We start from the raw sequence: 19,631 nt of genomic DNA, 5'->3' as shown, positions 1-19,631 counted from the left end.
CATTCCGCAGGCTCCACTCCGGCGGCACAGGAAACTGCCAGCTTGGATCCAGGCTGGTCGCAGGCAGGCAGACGAATCTGTGGTTCATGACATCGAACTCGCTACTCCGAGCAGGTGGCCGTGAGCCCAGCTCGTCCCCAGGTGACGCTGCGACGGCCGTCCTCGAGGTGGTCATTCCGGTCTACAACGAGGAGGCGGATCTCGAGCAGTGCATTCGTAGACTGCACACGCACCTCGAGGGCACCATTCCCTTCCGCGCCCGGATCACCATCGCAGACAACGCCAGCACCGACGCCACACTCGACGTCGCCCGGCGATTGGCGGCCGAGATCGACGGCGTGCACGTCCGCCACCTCGACGAGAAGGGACGTGGCCGAGCGCTGAAAGCGGTGTGGCTGGAGTCCGATGCCGACGTCGTTGCCTACATGGACGTCGATTTGTCCACGGATCTGAACGCGTTGATGCCTCTGATCGCTCCGCTGCTGTCCGGGCACTCCGATCTCGCGATCGGTTCACGCTTGAGCCGATCGTCGCGGGTGGTGCGCGGAGCGAAGCGTGAATTCATCTCTCGCAGTTACAACCTCATCCTGCGTACCTCGCTGCGTGCGCGGTTCTCCGACGCGCAGTGCGGCTTCAAGGCGATGCGCACCGATGTCGCGCGGACACTGTTGCCGCTCGTGGAGGACAACGGCTGGTTCTTCGACACCGAACTGCTCGTTATCGCCGAGAAAGTGGGTCTGCGGATTCACGAGGTGCCGGTCGATTGGGTCGACGACCCCAACAGCAGCGTGAACATCGTCGACACCGCCGTGAAGGACCTCGAAGGATGCTGGCGAGTGGGCCGAGCATTGGCGTCGGGCGCATTGCCGGTCGCGGAGTTGCGCAAGAGTCTCGGACGGGAGCCGCTCGTGGCCGGAGTACCGCACGGAATGGTCGGGCAATTGGTCCGATTCGGAATCATCGGCGTCGCAAGCACGGTCGCCTACGCGCTGCTGTATCTGATTCTGCACCCGCTCATCGGTGCACAGCCCGCCAACTTCCTCGGATTGTTGATCACCGCCATCCTCAACACGGCGGCGAACCGGGCCTTCACGTTCGGAATACGTGGGGCCGAGAATGCCGGCCGGCACCAACTGCAGGGGCTGTTGGTGTTCGGCTTCGCACTGCTGGTCACCAGTGGTTCACTCGCCGCACTGCACGCCGCGGCACCCGACGTGTCGCGGCACGTCGAACTCTCGGTGCTCGTCGTTGCGAATCTCGTTGCAACGGTGTGCCGGTTCGTTGCCCTTCGTTGGGTGTTCCGTACCAAGGAGGACGCGCAGAAATGACGACGCTGATGCAACGACCCGTGGAGGAACCCACCCAGAAGACGCACTCTCGATGGGAATGGATCGGTCTTGCAGTGCTGTTGGTGGGTACGGCCGTGGCCTACATCTGGGGCCTCGGCGCGTCCGGTTGGGCGAACTCGTTCTACTCCGCGGCAGTGCAGGCCGGTTCGGTGTCCTGGAAAGCGTTCTTCTTCGGCTCGTCGGACGCGGCAAATTCCATCACCGTCGACAAACCACCCATGTCGATGTGGTTGATGTCGTTGTCGGTTCGAGTCTTCGGACTCAGCTCCTGGGCGATGCTGATTCCGCAAGCACTGCTGGGTGTCGGTTCGGTCGCGCTTCTGTGGGCGACCATTCGTCGTCAGTTCGGTTCCGCCGCCGGTCTCCTCGCCGGACTGACCCTCGCAGTCACTCCCGTTGCGGCACTGATGTTCCGCTTCAACAATCCCGACGCTCTGCTGGTGCTGCTGATGATCGCCGCGGTGTGGGCATCGATGCGGGCCGTCGAGAACGGGCGTACTCGGTGGCTCGTGCTCACCGGAGTGTTCGTCGGGTTCGGGTTCTTGACCAAGCAGCTCCAGGTGATGCTCGTCATTCCGCCGATCGCGTTGATGTACCTCGCTTTCGGCCGGCCGAAGTTGGTCACCAGGCTGATGCAGCTCTTTGCCGCATTGGGCGCGGCGATCGTGTCGGCCGGCTGGTGGCTACTCGTCGTCGAACTGTGGCCGGCGTCGTCACGGCCCTGGATCGGGGGCTCGCAGGACAACTCCATCCTCGAACTGACCCTCGGATACAACGGTCTCGGCCGCCTCAACGGTGAGGAAACCGGAAGCGTGACCCCGGGTGGCGGCGCTGCCGGTGGCCCGGGCGGCGGTGCAGGAGGTGGCATGTGGGGTGAAACCGGCATCACGCGTATGTTCGACTCCTCGCAGGGCGGTCAGATCGCATGGCTCATCCCGTCGGCGCTGATCCTGTTGGTCGTCGGCCTCGTGATCCGCGGACGTGCCCGTCGCATCGATCCTCAGCGCGCGGCCTTGACGGTATGGGGCCTGTGGTTGCTGGTCACCGGTCTGACGTTCAGCTTCATGGCGGGCATCTTCCACTCCTATTACACGGTGGCACTGGCACCTGCTGTGGCAGCACTGATCGGCGCGGGCAGCGTGCTGGCGTGGCGCAACCGCGAGCGGTACTGGGTGCGCATCGCAATGGCAGTGTCGACCCTCGCCGCCGTGGCGACAGCCTGGGTTCTGCTCGGCCGCAGTGCGGACTTCGTGCCGTGGCTTCGGTGGGCGATCCTCGTCGTCGGCGTCCTCGGCGCGGTCACACTGCTCATCCCGGCGATGACACGTGGAAAACTTTCTGTCGCAGCCATTCTCGCAGTGATGTTCGCGGGCCTTGCGGGCCCGACCGCGTACGCACTCGACACCATCGCGACCCCGCACACCGGATCCATCGTCTCGGCCGGGCCGTCGACAGGAATGGGCGGTCCAGGCGGTATGGGCGGTGGCCGCGGAATGGGCGACGGCCGGATCCGCGACGGGCAATCTCGGATGCAGGGCTTCCCGATGCAGGACGGTCAGATGCCTGCAGGGCTTCCCGGCGGTGGCATGGGCGGGGCCGGTGGACTCCTCAGCGGCAGCACCCCGACCGAGGCGATCACCTCGTTGCTCGAACGCGACGCAGACTCCTACACCTGGGTCGCGGCAGCCATCGGATCCAACAGTGCGTCGGGTTATCAGCTGGCGACCGAGGACCCCGTCATGGCGATCGGCGGATTCAACGGCACCGACCCGTCGCCGACGCTCGAGCAGTTCAAGGAGTACGTGGCCAACAGTGAGATCCACTACTTCATCGCAGGTGGAGGGATGGGTGGGTCCAGTTCCGGCACGTCCGCCGAGATCTCCGAGTGGGTCGCGGCGAATTACACGGCCACTACCGTCGACGGTGTGACGTTGTACGACCTGAGCTGACCATCTTTTTCTCCGATGGGAGTCGAGCCGATAGTCTGATGCACTGTGCGCGTACTCGTAATCGGTTCAGGTGCTCGTGAGCACGCCCTTCTCCTTGCGCTGAGCAAGGACCCTAAGGTCAGCAAACTGCTGGTCGCTCCCGGCAATGCAGGCACGGCGTCTATCGCCGAGCAGCATCCCGTCGACGTGGCGTCGGGTGCAGCGGTGACCGAGCTGGCTCGCAAGGTCGAGGCAGATCTCGTGGTCATCGGTCCCGAGGTCCCGCTCGTGCTCGGTGTTGCCGATGCTCTGCGTGAGGCCGGTATCGCCACGTTCGGACCGTCGGCCGACGCTGCTCGAATCGAAGGTTCCAAGGCGTTCGCCAAGGACGTCATGGCGGCAGCGGGTGTGCGGACGGCGCACAGTGAAATCGTCGATTCGCCGGCGAAGCTCGACGAAGCTCTCGATCGTTTCGGCCCCAACTGGGTCGTCAAGGACGACGGGCTCGCGGCGGGCAAGGGCGTCGTGGTCACCACCGATCGCCTCGCGGCCCGCGATCACGCTGCCGAGTTGCTCGAGACCGGGCATCCGGTGTTGCTGGAATCGTTCCTCGACGGACCCGAGGTGTCGCTGTTCTGCCTCGTCGACGGCGAGACAGTGGTTCCTCTTCTTCCGGCACAGGATCACAAGCGCGTCGGCGACGGGGACACCGGTCCCAACACCGGTGGCATGGGCGCCTACACCCCGCTTCCGTGGCTGCCCGAGTCCGTCGTTCAGCAGATCGTCACCGAGGTGGTCGAGCCCGTTGCCGCCGAGATGGTGCGGCGTGGCTCACCGTTCTCCGGTCTGCTGTACGCGGGACTGGCGATCGGATCGCAAGGACCGGCAGTCGTCGAATTCAACTGCCGCTTCGGCGATCCCGAGACCCAGGCAGTGCTCGCCTTGTTGGACTCCCCGCTGGGCGAGGCCCTGAACGCAACGGCCACCGGCACGCTCGACTCGCTCGAGCCGCTGCAGTGGAAGAAAGGCTCGGCCGTGACCGTGGTGGTCGCAGCCGAGAACTACCCCGGCCGTCCGCGTACGGGCGACGTCATCACGGGTACGGATGCCGACGGTGTTCTCCACGCAGGCACCGCGCACAAGGACGGCGCAGTCGTCTCCGCCGGCGGCCGCGTGCTCAGCGTCGTCGGTTCGGGCGCGGACCTGGCGGAGGCCAGAGCGGACGCCTACGCCAAAATCGACGCAATCAAATTGCCGGGCAGTCACTACCGCACCGACATCGGCCTCGCTGCGCTCGAAGGGCGCATCTCACTCTGAGGACCCGATCCTGATGCTCCACTATCGAGTCGAATGCGCAGAAAACCGCGTATCCGTCGAAGGAATGGAGCGTCAGGCACCCCTGCTGCGCTGACGAGAACGCCTGTGGATGAACCGGTTACAACTCGAGCGGCTCGATCCGTGCCCGCGCACGGATGTCGTCCGGGGTGACCGAGGCAAGGGCGTCGAGGTAGGCCACCGAGAAAGATCCGGGCCCCGACGACGTGTGTTCCGCCACCTCCGCTGCCACCGCCACGTGCGTGTGTGCGGCGGTGAGTCCGGTCAGCGAATCCGGGGTGACGGCCAGGTAGGCAGCGACGAGAGCGCCCAGCGAGCATCCCGTTGTCGTGACCTTGGTCAGAAGGGGACTGCCACCGGCGACCGTGAGGCCCACTGGACCGTTGTTGCTGCGCCCGACGAGGTAGTCGATCGGTCCGGAGGCGGACACCGCGTCAGCGTGGTCGAGTAATGCGATCGCGGCCGGTACGGCGTCTTTCGAATCGACCGAGCTGTCGACTCCGCGTGTCGAGCTACCCAGGCCTGCGAGTGCGACGATCTCGGAAGCGTTGCCGCGGACAGCCGTCGGGCGCCGGGTGAGCAGGTCGGCAGCCAGGGACGTGCGCCACGGAAGCCCGCCGACACCGACGGGGTCGAGTACCCAGGGTGTTCCGGCTGCCACCGCGCCGTCGGCGGCGAGAACGAAGGCCTCGGCAGTGCCGTCGTCGGGGGTGCCGAGATTGATCAGTACCCCACCTGCGATCGCGGCGAATGCGGCAGCTTCGTGCACGTTGTCGATGTGTGCGTTGCTCGCACCCGCCGCCAGGAGGACGTTGGTGACGAAGTTCGCCGAGACGACGTTGGTGAGTGACTGAACCAACGGGGTCGTCTCGCGCAGTGCGTCGAGGGCATCGGCGACGGTGTGTGCGGTGGGGTGTGTCATGCGAATCGACCTCGGATGGTTGGGCAGGCGTACCCCACGAACGTAGCGATAACCTCGATCGCGTGCGTACTCCGTCGTCCAGGTCCGAGATTCAGCCCTTTCACGTCATGGATGTGTTCAAGGCTGCTGCTGTGAGAGCTCGAACGCATGTGGACGTGCTGTCGCTTGCTGCGGGGCAACCGTCGACGCCTGCGCCGGCACCGGTGCTGAGGGCTGCTCGGGAGGCCCTGGGCGGTCATCTGCTCGGGTACACGGAAACTCTCGGCATTCTGCCGCTTCGGGAAGCGATCGCGGCGTATCACTCGGCCGAGTCGAACATCGACGTGCACCCCGACGAGGTCGTGGTGACGACTGGATCGTCCGGCGCGTTCACGTTGCTGTTCCTCGCTGCGTTCGATGTCGGGGACACCGTGGTCATGGCCCGTCCGGGGTATCCCGCGTACCGGAACACTCTCGCTGCCCTCGGCTGCCGCGTGGTCGAGCTGGACTGTGGCGCCGAGTCGCGATTCCAGCCGACCGTCGCGATGCTCGAAGAACTCCCCGAGCCGCCGAAGGGCCTGATCATCGCCGGTCCCGCCAACCCGACGGGAACGGTCGTCGACGCCGACGAGTTGGCCGCGATCGCCCGGTGGTGCGAGGCCAACGGAACCCTGCTGATCTCCGACGAGATCTACCACGGTATTTCCTACGGGGACGTGACGACGTCGAGCGCGTGGGAGACCTCGCGCACCTCGTCGGTCGTCATCGGATCGGTGTCCAAGTACTTCTCGATGACGGGGTGGCGGCTCGGGTGGATGCTGCTGCCGTCGCACCTGCACCGCGCGGTGGAGCGCCTGGCGTCGAACATGACCGTGTGCCCGCCTGCGATCTCGCAGGTAGCGGCCGTCGCGGCGTTCACCGAGGAGTCGCGCGCCGAGCTCGACGGTCACGTCCGGCGCTACGCCGTCAACCGGCGGATCCTGCTCGACGGATTGACCGCGGCCGGTGTCACCGACCTGGCGCCCGCCGATGGAGCGTTCTACGCCTACGCGGACATCGGTCACCTGACGCAGGACTCACGGGCGTGGTGCGAGCGCATCCTCGCCGAGACCGGTGTGGCTCTCGCCCCCGGCGTGGATTTCGACACCGTGCACGGCCACCACACCGTCAGGTTCTCGTTCGCCGGAACCACCGAGCACGTCGAAGAGGCGCTGACTCGCCTCGCGCCTGTGCTCTAGAGCCGGCTCAGGGCATCCTCGATGTCGGATCGTGAGACGTCTCGGTGGGTGACGAATCGTGTTCGTCCGACGACGCCGACCGCGGCTATCCCGAGATCGGCGAGCTCCGCGACGGACAGTGGTCCGTCGGCGAGAACGATGTTGGTCTGGGGTTCGTCGACGGTCCAGCCGCGTTCGCGGAGACCGTCGGCGAGGAGACGGGCATGGGCGTGGTCGTCGGTGAGGGAGTCGACGGTGTCCAGTGCCACCAGGCCCGCCGCGGCGAGTACTCCGCCCTGGCGCACTCCTCCGCCGAGCATCTTGCGGATGCGCCTGGCCTCGGTGATGCGGGCGGCGTCGGAAGCGAGCATCGAACCCACCGGTGCACCCAATCCCTTGGACAAGCACACCTGGACGGTGTCGGCGCCGCGCGTCAGATCCGAGACCGGGACTCCGAGCGCCACGGCCGCATTCCACACGCGTGCGCCGTCGAGGTGCACCTTCAGGCCCCTCTCGCGGGCCGCGGCCAGCAGGGCAGTCCATTCCTCGGCGTCGAACACGGCCCCGCCGGCGAAATTGTGGGAGTTCTCGAGGCACAGCAGCGTCGTGGTCAACGTGAAGTACGGGCCGTCGGACACCGCTGCGGCGACGGTCTCGGGCGTCGGGCGTCCCGGTCCCGCGTCGTGCGGCAGGATTCGAGGCATGCCTTGGGCGAGCCACGCGGCCGTCCCCAGCTCGGAACCGAGGACGTGTGCATGCTCAGGAGCGAGGAAGGCGTCACCGCGTCGTAGATGGAGCATCAACGCGATGACGTTTCCCATCGATCCACTGGGGACCCACAGTGCGTTCTCGTACCCGAGCAGGTGCGCTACGCGCTCCTCCAGCCGGGCCATGGTGGGGTCGTGGTCGAGAACGTCGTCGCCCACCTCGGCGTCGTACATCGCCTGCCGCATCTCCGGTGAAGGGCGCGTCACGGTGTCCGAACGGAGGTCGATGGTCGAAAAGTGCATGATCTTCAGGATTCCACACCGTTTACCCCAGAAGAACCGACGCGGGCTGGCACCATGATTCGAATGTCAGCAGGCCACACCGATTCGCCGAGCAAGGCGTCGGGTGCGACCCCGAAAGGGGAGCGTCGACGGCACGCACTGGCGTGCGCAGCGGCAGATCTGCTGGTGGAAGGCGGATTCGACGCGGTGCGTCACCGTTCCGTTGCCGCGAAAGCAGGACTACCACTGGCGTCGACGACCTATTATTTCGAGTCGCTGGGTGATCTGATCGCCTGTGCCGTGGAGCTTCTGGGGACACGGGAACTCGAAGTGATGCGCGGCCGGATCGATTCGTTGGGAGACCTGGCGCACGACACCGATTCGACGGTCGCCTTGATCGTCGACCTCCTCATCGGGCCCCAGGGCGCGGTCGACGACGGTCCCGAACGCTTGATCGCGCGGTACGAGCGTTTCATCGCCTCCGCCCGTCACCCGCAGCTCCGCGAAGTCCAGCTGCGGCTGCGCGCGCAGACCGACGACCTACTGACCGACGTCCTGCGCAGATCCGGTCGAATCGTGCAGGAGCAGCAACTCCGCCGCCTCGTCGCTGTAGTCGACGGGGCGGTGGTCGGAGCTCTCGGCGAAGTCGACCCGGAACCGCGGGCCATGGCGTCGTCGATGCTTCACGCAGTCCTCGACGTTCTCGCTCCTGCCGGGGCTAGCTAGACTGGGCAGTCGTGACCATTCCGAATGTCCTCGCCACCCGTTACGCCAGCCCCGAACTGGTGGACCTCTGGTCTCCGGAACACAAGATCGTGCTCGAGCGCCAGCTCTGGATCGCGGTCCTCAAGGCTCAGTCCAGCCTGGGAGTCGACGTTCCGTCCTCCGCCGTCGCAGATTACGAACGCGTGCTGGATCAGGTGGACCTGCAGTCCATCGCCGAGCGCGAGCGCGTGACGCGCCACGACGTGAAGGCACGCATCGAGGAGTTCAATGCTCTGGCCGGCCACGAGCACATCCACAAGGGTCTGACCAGCCGCGACCTGACCGAGAACGTCGAGCAGCTGCAGATTCTGCGGTCCCTCCAGCACATCCACGCACACGGTGTCGCCGTCGCAGCGAGGCTCGCGGAGAAGGCAGCCGAGTACTCGTCGATCGTGATGGCGGGAAGAAGCCACAACGTCGCAGCCCAGGCGACAACGCTCGGCAAGCGTTTCGCATCCGCCGCGGACGAGACGCTGATCGCTCTGGTCCGCCTGCAGGAACTGATCGCGCGCTACCCGCTTCGCGGAATCAAGGGCCCGATGGGCACCGCGCAGGACATGCTCGATCTGTTCGGCGGCGACTCGGCCAAGCTGACCGCGCTCGAGCGGATCGTCGCCGACCACCTCGGTTTCCGGCACGTCCTGACGAGCGTCGGTCAGGTGTATCCGCGTTCCCTCGATCACGAGGTCGTCTCTGCACTCGTCCAGCTCGGTGCGGGACCTTCGTCGTTCGCACACACCGTTCGGTTGATGGCGGGCCACGAGCTGGTCACCGAGGGCTTCCAGCCGGGCCAGGTGGGGTCGTCGGCGATGCCGCACAAGATGAACACCCGCTCCTGCGAGCGCGTCAACGGTCTGCAGGTCGTGCTCCGCGGGTACGGATCGATGGCCGCCGAACTCGCCGGTGCACAGTGGAACGAAGGCGACGTCTTCTGCTCGGTCGTCCGCCGAGTGGCACTTCCCGACGCGTTCTTCGCCATCGACGGCATGATCGAGACGTTCTTGACCGTGCTCGACGAGTTCGGCGCGTACCCGGCCGTCATCGCCAAGGAACTGCAGCGCTACTTGCCGTTCCTGGCCACGACGAAGGTGCTCATGGCCTCCGTGCGTGCCGGCGTCGGCCGTGAGACGGCGCACGAGGCCATCAAGGAACACGCGGTGGCCGTCGCGCTCGCGATGCGGGAGCAGGGCCAGGAGCCCGACCTGCTCGATCGCCTGGCGGCCGACGATCGGATTCCGCTGGATCGGGATGCGCTCGACGCCGCCCTCGCGGACAAGTCCGCATTCATCGGATCTGCGGAAGCACAGGTGGCGGCCGTCGTCTCCGATGTGGAGACGCTCGTCAGCCAGTTCCCGTCGGCAGCGAAGTACTCGCCGTCACCGATTCTCTAGGACACCGGGAAGGTCTGCGACCGAGCCGATGACGTGGTTCGGTTGCAGGCCGAATTCCTGCTTGGATCGGCGGTCGAGCACGTCCTGCTGGAACTTCCCGGTGCGGACGAGCACACCCGTCATACCCACGACCTGAGCCGCCAGCACGTCGTTGTCCAGGTCGTCGCCGACCATCACGACATCCACCGGGTCGACGCCCATGCGCTCGGCAGCAGTCTGGAATCCGAGCGGTGCGGGCTTGCCGATGGCTTTCGCCGTGTGCCCCGACGCCTTCTCCATCCCCGCCAGGTACATCCCGGTGTCGATGCGTAGACCGGCACCCGTCGTCCACATCAGGCTTCGGTGCATCGCAACGACGGGAATTCCTCGGCAGAGCCAGTCGTAGACGCGACTGAGGCGTTCGTGGGTGAATTCGGGACCCGCGCCGCCGACGACCACCACGTCCGGATCGCCGTCGCCCTCGTCGACGAATTCGATGCCCGGCATGTCCCCGGCGATGTCCCCGTTGTTGATCAGGACCGTGCGCGCCCCAGGGTAGGTCTGACGCAGGTAATCGGCCGTCAAGGACGACGCGGTCACGATCTCGTCGGCGTGGACCGGCAGGCCTGCTTCGGTCAACGCGTCGGCGATCTGGGATCTGGTCTTCGACGTGGTGTTGGTGAGGAAAGCGCGTGCGATGTCCTTGCTGTCCAGATAGTCCAGTGCCTCGGCAGCACCTGGAACGGGCTGCCACGACGTGACCAGCACGCCGTCTATGTCGAAGAGAACCCCGCCCAACAATCCCATGGCCGAACTCTAGTCGGGGCGCAAGGAGGTCGCAGTCTCTGCCTAGACTGGCGAAGTATGAATCCGTACACGATCTTCGCCGAAATCATTGCCGGGAACGCCGAATCCAGCCTCGTGTACTCCGACGATGTCGCGGTGGCGTTCATGGATATCCGACCGGTCACCAGAGGCCACGTCCTGGTCGTTCCCAGGCAACAAGCGAGGTCCCTCGCCGAACTCGAGCCCGACGTGGGGGCACACCTGTTCGTCGTCGGGCAGAAAGTCGCGGCCGCGCTGCGGGCGACGAATCCGCGTATCGCGGGCGTCAACTTCTTCCTCGCCGACGGAGAAGTGGCGGGTCAGGAGATCTTCCACGTCCACCTGCACGTCATCCCGCGGACCGTAGGGGACGGTTTCGGTCTTCGGGCGCGCCCGACGTCGCCGCAACGCTCCGAACTCGACGCGCAGGCAGGCGACATCTCTCGCGCATTGGGTGCCGCGGGTAGGTAAGCCGTGCCTGTGTAAGGTGTACCTAATTCGAGTAGGACAGGTATTCCGGGAGCACCACGATGACGACGGTAGTGAAGGCGGGTGACTCCGGAGACCCGGAAGCGCCTGTCGCAGGCCGGCTCGAGACGCCGAGCACTCCCGGAGGGCTTGCCAAGACCAACGCCAGACGCACCGCGGGTCTTGTCGTCGTCATCGCGCTCCTTGCAGCGATCTGCCTGCTCAGCATCGCCGTCGGTACCAAGTACATTCCACTGAACGAGGTGTGGAACGGACTGTTCGCGTACGACGACTCGAACAACGCCGTCATCATTCGCGAACTCCGAGTCCCGCGAACGGTTCTCGGTCTCATCGTGGGAATCGCACTCGGCGTCAGTGGAGCGCTGATCCAGGCCATGACCCGTAATCCCTTGGCGGACCCGGGGATTCTCGGTGTCAACGCCGGAGCTGCGTTCTTCGTGGCCCTCGCGGTCGGTGCGCTCGGCTTCACCGGTATCTGGTCCTACATCTGGTTCGCGTTCCTCGGTGCGATTCTGGCCACGGTCGCGGTCTACGCGCTCGGGTCCATGGGACGAGCAGGCGCGACGCCGATTAGATTGACTCTGGCCGGAATTGCGCTGGCCGCGGTTCTCGGCGGTATCACCTCCGGCATGCTCCTGCTCGACCCGGAGGCGTTCGACAAGATGAGATTCTGGGGCGCAGGTTCGCTGTCCGGTCGAGGCCTCGACATCTCGTTCGCCATCGGACCTTTCGTACTCGTCGGACTGATCCTCGCCCTCGTCATCGCACGGCCGCTGAACGCAATCGCCCTGGGCGACGACCTGGCTCAATCCCTCGGTGCGAAAGTCACCCACACCCGCACCATCGGCATCGTCGCTCGCCGGCGCCGCCACCGCAGCCGCAGGCCCCATCGGCTTCGTCGGACTGATGATCCCGCACATGGTCCGCTGGTTCGTCGGGCCCGACCAACGCTGGATCCTGCTCTACACCGTCGCGGCCGCGCCCTGCCTGCTGCTGTTGTCCGACGTCGTCGGCCGTCTCGTCATCCGGCCGGGTGAACTGCAGGTCGGCATCGTCACCGCCTTCGTCGGCGCTCCGGTCCTCATCCTTCTGGTTCGACGCAAGAAGGTGAGTGGGCTGTGAGCACGGTGGATTTCGGTCGGCGAGTTCGTATTCTGCGTCTCGCCGACGACGAGGTCAGTGGACGCATCGACGTCAGGACCGTGGTGGTGTGCGCCGTTCTGGTCGCACTGTCGCTGGTGGTGTCGGTCGTTGCACTCGGGTCGGGTGATTACTACATTCCGCCGGGCGGGGTTCTGCAGGCGCTGTTCTCCGATGCGCCGCGGTTCACCGAACTGGTGGTGATGGAGTGGCGGTTCCCTCGTGTCGCGCTCGCACTGTTGCTCGGTGGCGCCCTGGGGGTGTCGGGGGCGATCTTTCAGTCCTTGACACGAAATCCTCTGGGAAGCCCGGACATCATCGGGTTCGACACGGGTGCGTACACCGGTGCGTTGATCGTCATCCTGACGCTCGGCGGTGGCTACTACCAGACCGGAGCGGGAGCGCTGATCGGCGGAATCTGCACGGCTGCAGTGGTGTATCTGCTGGCGTTCAAGAAGGGTGTGCAGGGGTTTCGGCTGATCATCGTGGGAATCGCCATCAGCGCCGTGCTCGCGTCGGTCAACACGTGGCTGATCATCAAGGCCGATCTCGCCGACGCCATGGCCGCGGCCGTGTGGGGTGCGGGCAGTCTCAACGGGCTGGGGTGGGCGCAGGTCGGACCCGTCGTGCTGGTTCTGGTGGTTCTGACGCCTGCCATCGCGGTCGTCGGCAAGAGATTGCCGATGCTCGAGATGGGCGACGACGCAGCCAAGGCCCTCGGTATCAGCGCCGAGCCGACACGGTTGATCCTCATGGTGCTCGGCGTTGCGCTGACGGCGCTGGTGACCGCAGCCGCAGGTCCCATCTCGTTCATCGCGCTCGCCGCCCCTCAGCTGGTTCGACGGCTGACCAGAACGGCAGGGGTCGCGTTGCTGCCGTCGGCGGTCATGGGCGCGTTTCTGTTGGTGCTCAGCGACTTCGCGGCTCAGCGTCTGTTCGCGCCGACGCAGTTGCCCGTCGGCGTCGTCACGGTGTCCATCGGCGGCGCGTACTTCGTCTGGTTGTTGGCTCGGGAAGGTAGAAAACAGTGATGTCGAATACGGGGACTCGGGTGCGGGCCAAGGCCCGGCTGTACGCCGACAACGTGACCATCGGGTACGACAAACGCGTCATCAGCGAGAACCTCTCCGTCGAGATTCCCGACGGCAAGTTCACCGTCATCGTCGGACCCAACGCGTGTGGAAAGTCGACGCTTCTGCGTGCGCTGTCGCGGCTGCTGAAGCCCGAGGCAGGCACCGTCCTGCTCGACGGCAAGGCCATCAGCTCCTATCCGGCGAAGGAAGTCGCACGTCGGCTCGGGCTGTTGCCCCAGACATCGATCGCACCCGACGGCATCTCCGTCGCGGATCTGGTTGCGCGAGGACGATACCCGCATCAGAAGCTGATCAAGCAGTGGTCGAGGGACGACGAGGCCGCCGTGGTGTTCGCGATGAACGCGACCGGGGTGACCGAACTGTCCGGCCGGCTCGTCGACGAGTTGTCCGGCGGACAGCGTCAGCGAGTGTGGGTTGCGATGGTGTTGGCGCAGCAGACCCCGTTGATGCTGTTGGACGAGCCGACGACGTTCCTCGACATCGCGCATCAGATAGATCTGCTGGAACTGTGCTCCCAGCTCAACCGCGAGCAGGGAAACACCATGGTCGCGGTGCTCCACGACCTCAATCACGCCTGCCGCTACGCCGATCACATCATCGCGATGAAGAACGGTGAGGTGGTGACCAGCGGGCGTCCGGCGGAGGTCATCACGGCGGAACTCGTCGAGTCCGTCTTCGGGTTGCCGTGCCGCATCATCGAAGATCCCGAGTCGCACACTCCGTTGGTCATTCCGCTGGCGCGAGTTGGTCGGCCTAGACATTTGGACATGAAGATAGGTTAGGCTTAGCTGGTTGATCCCTCGACTGACTAAGGACGGCACGTGCCCAAGGTGAACAGCGCTCGCGACGTGGTGGACATTCTCGGCGTCGGATACGGCCCATCGAACCTGGGGCTGGCCATCGCGCTGGCCGAACGCAACGAAGCGGTGTCCGAGAGCGAACAGATCACGTCTGCTTTCGTCGAGCGTCAACCGGAGTTCACGTGGCACCCGGGAATGCTCCTTCCAGATGCCACGATGCAGATTTCTTTTCTCAAGGATCTCGCGACGCAGCGGAACACTCGCAGCGAGTACACATTCCTTGCCTACCTCCGGCAGCGAGATCGATTGAACCACTTCATCAACTTGCAGACGTTCTTTCCCTCGCGCATCGAATTTCACGACTACCTGCGGTGGTCGGCCGACAAAGTCGACGCGGACGTGTTGTACGGGAGCACGGCCACCGAGGTGTCGTGGAACGGTGAGCTGTTCGAGGTACGCGTCAGTGGCGCGGAAGGTGATGGCCTACTGCGTGCGCGCAACGTGGTGCTGGCAGGCGGACTGACGGCTACTCTGCCGGACGGAGTCACCTCGGGTGCACGTGTATTCCACAACCATCGTGTCCTCGATCATCTGGATTCGTTGCCGTCGACGCCCCATGGAAGATTCGTTGTCGTCGGTGCCGGTCAGAGCGCCGCCGAGGTCGTCGCTTACCTCCATGAGCGCTACTCGGACGCTGAGGTTCACGGTGTGTTCGGAAAGTACGGCTACAGCCCCGCCGACGACAGTCCCTACGCAAACCGGGTTTTCGATCCAGAGGCCGTGGACGATTTCTACGTCTCCACCCCCCAGCTCCGCGAGCAGTTGATCGCCTACCACCGAAGCACCAATTACTCAGCGGTGGATCTGCCTTTGATCGAGGAACTGTACAACCGCGAATACACCGAGCGAGTGACGGGCAGACGTCGATTGTTCGTCCGCGGTGCGTCCGAGGTGAGTGTCCCGCGAGAGACCGACGGTGGCGTGGAAGTTACTGTGTTGCACCGTCCGACGGGGCGCGAAGAAACGCTCACCTGCGACGCTGTGGTGTATGCGACGGGCTTTCGTCCGCTCGACCTCCACGGGATCCTCGGCACACTTGCCGACGACTGTGTATTCGCAACCGACGGCACGCCGGAAGTGGAGCGAGACTACCGGCTACGGACGTCGTCCCACATCACCGGCGGAATCTACCTGCAGGGTGGTACCGAGCACTCTCACGGACTCACATCATCCCTGTTGTCCAACATCGCCGTGCGATCCGGGGAGCTCGTGGATTCTTTCGAGTTGAGACGCTTCGCCCTCGTGAGCGGGAATCGATAGGGAGACTGCTCCAGTTGTTCGACGCTCCTTGTTCGATGTCGTTTCGAAGAAAGGTTGGCCATGCGAGTGGTGATGTTCGGTTACCAGACCTGGGGGCACAAGACCCTGCAGTCCCTGATCGACTCCGTGCACGACGTGGTAGGTGTTGTCACGCATCCGACCAGCGACCAAGTGTACGAAAGCATCTGGGCCGATTCCGTCGAGGACCTGGCTCGCGAACACGACGTTCCCGTCCATCTTGCTCGCCGTCCGGATGCAACGATGCAGGAGCAGATCCAGGCCTGGAAGCCGGACATCATCGTCGCCAACAATTGGCGTACTTGGTTGCCGCCGGAAATTTTTGCCCACCCACCGCATGGAACGCTCAATCTCCACGACTCGCTGCTTCCGAGGTTCACTGGTTTCTCCCCGATTGCGTGGGCGCTGATCAGCGGTGCCGAGGAAGTAGGACTGACCGCGCACCGAATGGACGGCGAACTCGACACCGGTGACGTCCTCACCCAGGCTGCAATCCCGATCGGACCCCGAGACACTGCAACGGAGTTGGTACGGGCCACCATCGATCTGATTCCCGGCGTGCTGCTCGAAGCACTCGAGCGCATCGAGTCCGGCACCGCACAGTGGCGTCCCCAAGACCTCGCGCAACGCACCTTCTTTCACAAGCGGCACGAAACCGACAGTCTGATCGACTGGTCGTGGGAGGCGTCGGACATCGACCGGCTGGTGCGAGCGATGTCGGATCCGTACCCGAACGCGTTCACCTACTACCGCGGTGAGCGTATTTCGGTCGTACAGGCTCACGTGTCGGAAGGCATCTACGGCGGGACGCCAGGCAGGGTGTTCATCCGCGAAGGCGACGGAATGGCCATCGTCGCCGGCCCCGACGCCCACCGTGGCCGTAATCACGCCCTCGTCATCGACCGTGTCCGAAGCAGCGACGGCACGGAATGCTCTGCGCTCGAATACTTTCCGAGCGGCGGCGGGTACCTCACAGCCGATTCACGCTGAATCGGACAATCTATATCGGAAAGGTTTCACGTGGCGATCAAAGGATTGCAGCGCTTCTCCTACGCCGAGGTGGTGAGCGCGAAGCGTATTTCTCCCTCGCTCGTGCGCGTCGTATTCGGCGGCGACGGATTGGCCGACTACACATCGAATGGCACCGCTGACGAGTGCGTCTCGCTCTATTTCCCGGCCGAGGGCGAAGACAAGCCGCCGGCCATGACCGAGAAGGACGGCGACTGGGCCTATCACGACATCGACGAGCCCGAGCATCGCAACTACACGGTTCGGGTGTGGGACGCGACCGCCAAGGAAATGACGATCGACTTCGTCGCTCACGAGGGCGGAATCGCGGCGGCATGGGCCCTTGCGGCGACACCCGGTGACGTCATTGGATTATGGGGACCGCGCGGCTGGTACGACCCGCCCAGTGACACTGCATGGCAACTCCTCGTCGCCGACCTGACAGGATTGCCTGCTCTGTCCCGAGCCGTCGAAGAGTTGCCGGCCGGCTTTCCTGTCCGGGCAGTCGTGGAAGTCCTCGACGAAGGCGACAAGATCCCGATCGAGACGAGTGCGGACCTGAGCATCGAGTGGCTGATCGGCGGCAACGGACATTCGCCGTCGCAGCTGGCCGACGCCGTACGTGCCGAACGCCTTCCAGAGGGACCGGGCTATGTGTGGTTTGCGGGCGAAGCGGCTGCGAGCCGGGATGTGCGCAAGTACCTGCGCAAAGAACGAGGCTTCGGCAACGCGCAGTTCGAGACCATCGGGTACTGGCGCGTCAGGGCCGAGGAGTGGCTCCAGAAGTACGAAGCCGTCGAAGATCAGCTCCACAGTGAGTACCAGCAGCTGATCGACGCCGGAGTCGAAGAAGCAGATGCCGACAACCGCTGGGAGGAGATGCTCGAGGAGGCCGGGCTGTAACTGTCCTCGGTGGGTGCGCCAGAGATGTGCGTGCCCTCTTCGGCCACGGTGCCGCCCTCCAGGACCACGATTCGATCGCACACTCGTGCTTGCGAGAGCCGGAGGGCATGATCCGGGCGCGTACTTCCCGCCGTGCGACCTCCCACACAGCCGCACGAATCCGTGCAGCGCGTCCGGGAGCGGCTTGGACTGCCTTCACAGTGGGAAGCGCCGACAGGGTGGTGAGCACGCGTTCTTGCGAATCGTGATCCGCTGTGTCGGTGGTGTATCCGGGATCTCGAAGAAGGCTGGAATGTACTTGGTTGACTTCCACGCCGTCTTCACACTCGGCTGCGCTTGACGTCGGTCGCCGCGTCGAACCGTGCGGACAGCTCGATTCCCAGTGTTGCCACCGCGCTCTGCGACAGCCCGATGACGTCGAGCTCCACCGAACCATCGGTGACGGAAAAGCGGATCACGCAGCGGTACGCGGTCTCCACGCCCTCCCTCGAGCCTGGGTCGGCGAGCTTTCCGACGGTGTTCGTCACGAGCACAATGGAATTGCTCGACTTCCGCAAGCTCCGCCGCCCGGCACGGTTGTGGTAGCGAAGCAACGAATACTGTCGTCGTTCGGCTTCGGACAGCCCGCTGATGTACGGCCACGTTGCGGTGAACGGCCCGATCGCAGGTCGCGGTGATGCCATAGTCGTTTCGAGATCGACCGTCACCTCTGTCGAGTCTCTCTGTGCAACCTGGCGAAGAGACTCGGCGATGAGCTCCGGCAAGTCCGATGCCTCGACCGCCAGGTCAGCCCGGATGTGTGCATGATTGCCGTCGGACCACATGGTCGAATCGCCGAGCCGGCTGACACCGGTCGCATCGACCCAACGCTGCGCGAGTTCGCCGTCGAGGTTCTGTCCCGCGGTATCGACCGCTTCCAGCGCGGTCTCGAGTGACACAGTCGCCGAAACCTCGACGTGCCCGGTAAGAATACGGGCGATCTCGTGAACCGAGCCTCGGTCGGCAGCCGCGGCATGCGCAGCAACCAGTAACCAGCTCTGGGTGGGTGTGCTCCACGTTGCGATTGCCGCCGGTAGACCCTCCGTGATGCTGATCAACGATGCGACGCGAGAGGCTGCGGCGGAGTCACTGGTCTCCGGATCGATTTCGACGACCTGCTTCGAAAGATCGACCGTTCCGGCGGGCGCGATCTCGGATGTCCACAGCCGACGGTTCAACGGCGAAACCCTCATCCGCAATGCATCGGTCCTGTTCACAAGCGAGACGAACGCGGACTGCAGTCCCGACAGAGCTGACCGGTCGATCGCGATCAGCTCGGTGTAGACCCAATCGTTCGGCTCGGCACCGGCCTCGCGGAGCCGTTCGAGCGTGGAAGAGGCACTGAGAGGAATCGGGTCTGCCGCGATCTCCGGAATGTCCAGGACCCCGGCCAGACCCGCGATCGTGCGCTTTTCGAAGACGTCTCGCACGGTGAAGTGCAAACCTTCACGGCGAGCTCTCGAGACGACGAGAATCGACGAGATGGAGTCGCCGCCGAGGCGGAAGAAGTCGTCGTCGATGGACAAGGGTGCATCGCTGGGTAGTCCGAGTACGTCGGTGAAGATGGTGGTGAGGGTGATTTCTGTTGCGGTGGTGGGTGCTGTTCCGCCGGTGAGGGCGGTGGTGAGGTCGGGTGTGGGGAGTGCTCGGTGGTCGAGTTTGCCGTTGGGGGTGACGGGGATGGTGTCGATGGGGATGAAGACGGTGGGGATCATGTAGTCCGGTAGCCGGTCGGTGAGGAAGGCCCGTAGTTCCTCGTCGGTGTTGTTGTCGGTGTTGTTGTCGGGGTTGGTGTTTCCGGTGTGGTAGGCGGCGAGGTATTTTCCGGTGCCGCCGGGGTGTTCGGCGGCGATGACGATGGCGGTGGAGACGGCGGGGTGGTGTTCGAGGACGACGCGGATCTCGTCGAGTTCGATGCGGAATCCGCGGATCTTGACCTGATCGTCGGTGCGGCCGAGGTAGTCGAGTTGGCCGTCGGTGTTCCAGCGGACGAGATCGCCGGTGCGGTAGAGGCGCTGACCTGATCCGGCGCCGGTGGTGGGGTCGGCGATGAAGCGTGCGGCGGTGAGGTCGGGTCGGTTGATGTAGCCGTCGGCGAGTTGGGTGCCGCCGAGGTAGAGCTCTCCTGTGATGCCGACGGG

16 protein-coding genes and 1 pseudogene are annotated in these 19,631 nt (G+C 64.8%); 13 read left to right on the top strand and 4 right to left on the bottom strand.

The annotated features are described in order from the left end of the window. The first annotated feature begins 86 nt into the window (after window positions 1-86). From H292_RS0126215 to purD, 3 genes are read left to right on the top strand one after another with little or no spacing between them, the layout of a single operon-like run. Window positions 87-1,328 (top strand): bifunctional glycosyltransferase family 2/GtrA family protein, encoded by a 1,242-nt coding sequence (locus H292_RS0126215; RefSeq protein ID WP_020113377.1) that lies wholly within the window; start codon window positions 87-89, stop codon window positions 1,326-1,328. Continuing rightward, window positions 1,325-3,298 (top strand): glycosyltransferase family 39 protein, encoded by a 1,974-nt coding sequence (locus H292_RS0126210; protein ID WP_020113376.1) that lies wholly within the window; start codon window positions 1,325-1,327, stop codon window positions 3,296-3,298. The genes H292_RS0126215 and H292_RS0126210 overlap by 4 nt, the downstream gene beginning before the upstream one ends. Before the next feature lie 45 nt (window positions 3,299-3,343). Then, window positions 3,344-4,594 (top strand): phosphoribosylamine--glycine ligase, encoded by a 1,251-nt coding sequence (gene purD, locus H292_RS0126205; RefSeq protein WP_020113375.1) that lies wholly within the window; start codon window positions 3,344-3,346, stop codon window positions 4,592-4,594. Window positions 4,595-4,712: 118 nt separating this feature from the next. Here purD and thiM read toward each other — a convergent pair whose 3' ends face one another. Further along, complete coding sequence (gene thiM, locus H292_RS0126200) at window positions 4,713-5,534, bottom strand: hydroxyethylthiazole kinase (protein WP_019663648.1); 822 nt, start codon at window positions 5,532-5,534, stop codon at window positions 4,713-4,715. A gap of 62 nt (window positions 5,535-5,596) precedes the next feature. Here thiM and H292_RS0126195 point away from each other — a divergent pair, with 62 nt between their 5' ends. After that, window positions 5,597-6,751 (top strand): pyridoxal phosphate-dependent aminotransferase, encoded by a 1,155-nt coding sequence (locus H292_RS0126195; protein WP_020113374.1) that lies wholly within the window; start codon window positions 5,597-5,599, stop codon window positions 6,749-6,751. Here H292_RS0126195 and H292_RS0126190 read toward each other — a convergent pair. Beyond that, window positions 6,748-7,740: a threonine aldolase family protein gene (locus H292_RS0126190; protein ID WP_020113373.1), complete on the bottom strand. Its 993-nt coding sequence runs from the start codon at window positions 7,738-7,740 to the stop codon at window positions 6,748-6,750. The two genes, H292_RS0126195 and H292_RS0126190, sit on opposite strands and share 4 nt — an antisense overlap. 54 nt (window positions 7,741-7,794) lie before the next feature. Here H292_RS0126190 and H292_RS0126185 point away from each other — a divergent pair, with 54 nt between their 5' ends. Then, window positions 7,795-8,445 (top strand): TetR/AcrR family transcriptional regulator, encoded by a 651-nt coding sequence (locus H292_RS0126185; RefSeq protein ID WP_020113372.1) that lies wholly within the window; start codon window positions 7,795-7,797, stop codon window positions 8,443-8,445. Window positions 8,446-8,456: 11 nt separating this feature from the next. Beyond that, window positions 8,457-9,875 carry an adenylosuccinate lyase gene (gene purB, locus H292_RS0126180; RefSeq protein ID WP_019663644.1) on the top strand — a complete coding sequence of 473 codons (1,419 nt, stop codon included), beginning with the start codon at window positions 8,457-8,459 and terminating at the stop codon, window positions 9,873-9,875. Here purB and H292_RS0126175 read toward each other — a convergent pair. After that, entirely contained in the window at window positions 9,861-10,661 is an 801-nt protein-coding gene (locus tag H292_RS0126175; protein WP_019663643.1) for an HAD-IIA family hydrolase, read from the bottom strand. The two genes, purB and H292_RS0126175, sit on opposite strands and share 15 nt — an antisense overlap. A gap of 57 nt (window positions 10,662-10,718) precedes the next feature. Here H292_RS0126175 and H292_RS0126170 point away from each other — a divergent pair, with 57 nt between their 5' ends. From H292_RS0126170 to H292_RS0126140, 7 genes and pseudogenes are all read left to right on the top strand, one after another. After that, on the top strand, window positions 10,719-11,150 hold the full coding sequence (locus tag H292_RS0126170) for an HIT family protein (RefSeq protein ID WP_019663642.1): 432 nt from the start codon (window positions 10,719-10,721) through the stop codon (window positions 11,148-11,150). Between the two features lie 59 nt (window positions 11,151-11,209). Beyond that, window positions 11,210-12,290: pseudogene (locus H292_RS27580) on the top strand (FecCD family ABC transporter permease). After that, entirely contained in the window at window positions 12,287-13,339 is a 1,053-nt protein-coding gene (locus H292_RS0126160) for a FecCD family ABC transporter permease (protein WP_020113371.1), read from the top strand. Before H292_RS27580 ends, H292_RS0126160 begins: the two are co-directional and overlap by 4 nt. Next, on the top strand, window positions 13,339-14,184 hold the full coding sequence (locus H292_RS0126155) for an ABC transporter ATP-binding protein (RefSeq protein WP_033190005.1): 846 nt from the start codon (window positions 13,339-13,341) through the stop codon (window positions 14,182-14,184). Before H292_RS0126160 ends, H292_RS0126155 begins: the two co-directional genes overlap by 1 nt. Window positions 14,185-14,223: 39 nt before the next feature. Continuing rightward, on the top strand, window positions 14,224-15,522 hold the full coding sequence (locus H292_RS0126150; RefSeq protein ID WP_020113369.1) for a lysine N(6)-hydroxylase/L-ornithine N(5)-oxygenase family protein: 1,299 nt from the start codon (window positions 14,224-14,226) through the stop codon (window positions 15,520-15,522). Window positions 15,523-15,582: 60 nt separating this feature from the next. Beyond that, on the top strand, window positions 15,583-16,530 hold the full coding sequence (locus H292_RS0126145) for a methionyl-tRNA formyltransferase (RefSeq protein ID WP_020113368.1): 948 nt from the start codon (window positions 15,583-15,585) through the stop codon (window positions 16,528-16,530). Between the two features lie 30 nt (window positions 16,531-16,560). Continuing rightward, window positions 16,561-17,451, top strand: a complete 891-nt coding sequence (locus H292_RS0126140) for a siderophore-interacting protein (protein WP_019663636.1) — start codon at window positions 16,561-16,563, stop codon at window positions 17,449-17,451. A gap of 320 nt (window positions 17,452-17,771) precedes the next feature. On the opposite strand, the gene H292_RS27575 is transcribed toward H292_RS0126140, so the two are convergent. After that, on the bottom strand, window positions 17,772-19,631 hold a 1,860-nt coding region (locus H292_RS27575; RefSeq protein ID WP_037189119.1), incomplete at its 5' end, for a phosphopantetheine-binding protein.

The sequence above is a fragment of the Rhodococcus sp. 114MFTsu3.1 genome, from assembly GCF_000383555.1.
In the GTDB taxonomy this organism is placed as follows: domain Bacteria; phylum Actinomycetota; class Actinomycetes; order Mycobacteriales; family Mycobacteriaceae; genus Rhodococcoides; species Rhodococcoides fascians_E.
The sequence above is the reverse complement of the archived record's forward strand: the minus strand, read 5'-3'. Positions and strand labels throughout refer to the sequence as shown.

Bases quoted from the DNA above. Each gene is read 5' to 3' on its own strand.
- H292_RS0126215 (WP_020113377.1), top strand. From the start codon at position 87: ATGACATCGAACTCGCTACTCCGAGCAGGTGGCCGTGAGCCCAGCTCG.
- H292_RS0126210 (WP_020113376.1), top strand. From the start codon at position 1,325: ATGACGACGCTGATGCAACGACCCGTGGAGGAACCCACCCAGAAGACG.
- thiM (WP_019663648.1), bottom strand. From the start codon at position 5,534: ATGACACACCCCACCGCACACACCGTCGCCGATGCCCTCGACGCACTG.
- H292_RS0126190 (WP_020113373.1), bottom strand. From the start codon at position 7,740: ATGCACTTTTCGACCATCGACCTCCGTTCGGACACCGTGACGCGCCCT.
- H292_RS0126185 (WP_020113372.1), top strand. From the start codon at position 7,795: ATGATTCGAATGTCAGCAGGCCACACCGATTCGCCGAGCAAGGCGTCG.
- H292_RS0126175 (WP_019663643.1), bottom strand. From the start codon at position 10,661: ATGGGATTGTTGGGCGGGGTTCTCTTCGACATAGACGGCGTGCTGGTC.
- H292_RS0126170 (WP_019663642.1), top strand. From the start codon at position 10,719: ATGAATCCGTACACGATCTTCGCCGAAATCATTGCCGGGAACGCCGAA.
- H292_RS0126155 (WP_033190005.1), top strand. From the start codon at position 13,339: ATGTCGAATACGGGGACTCGGGTGCGGGCCAAGGCCCGGCTGTACGCC.
- H292_RS0126145 (WP_020113368.1), top strand. From the start codon at position 15,583: ATGCGAGTGGTGATGTTCGGTTACCAGACCTGGGGGCACAAGACCCTG.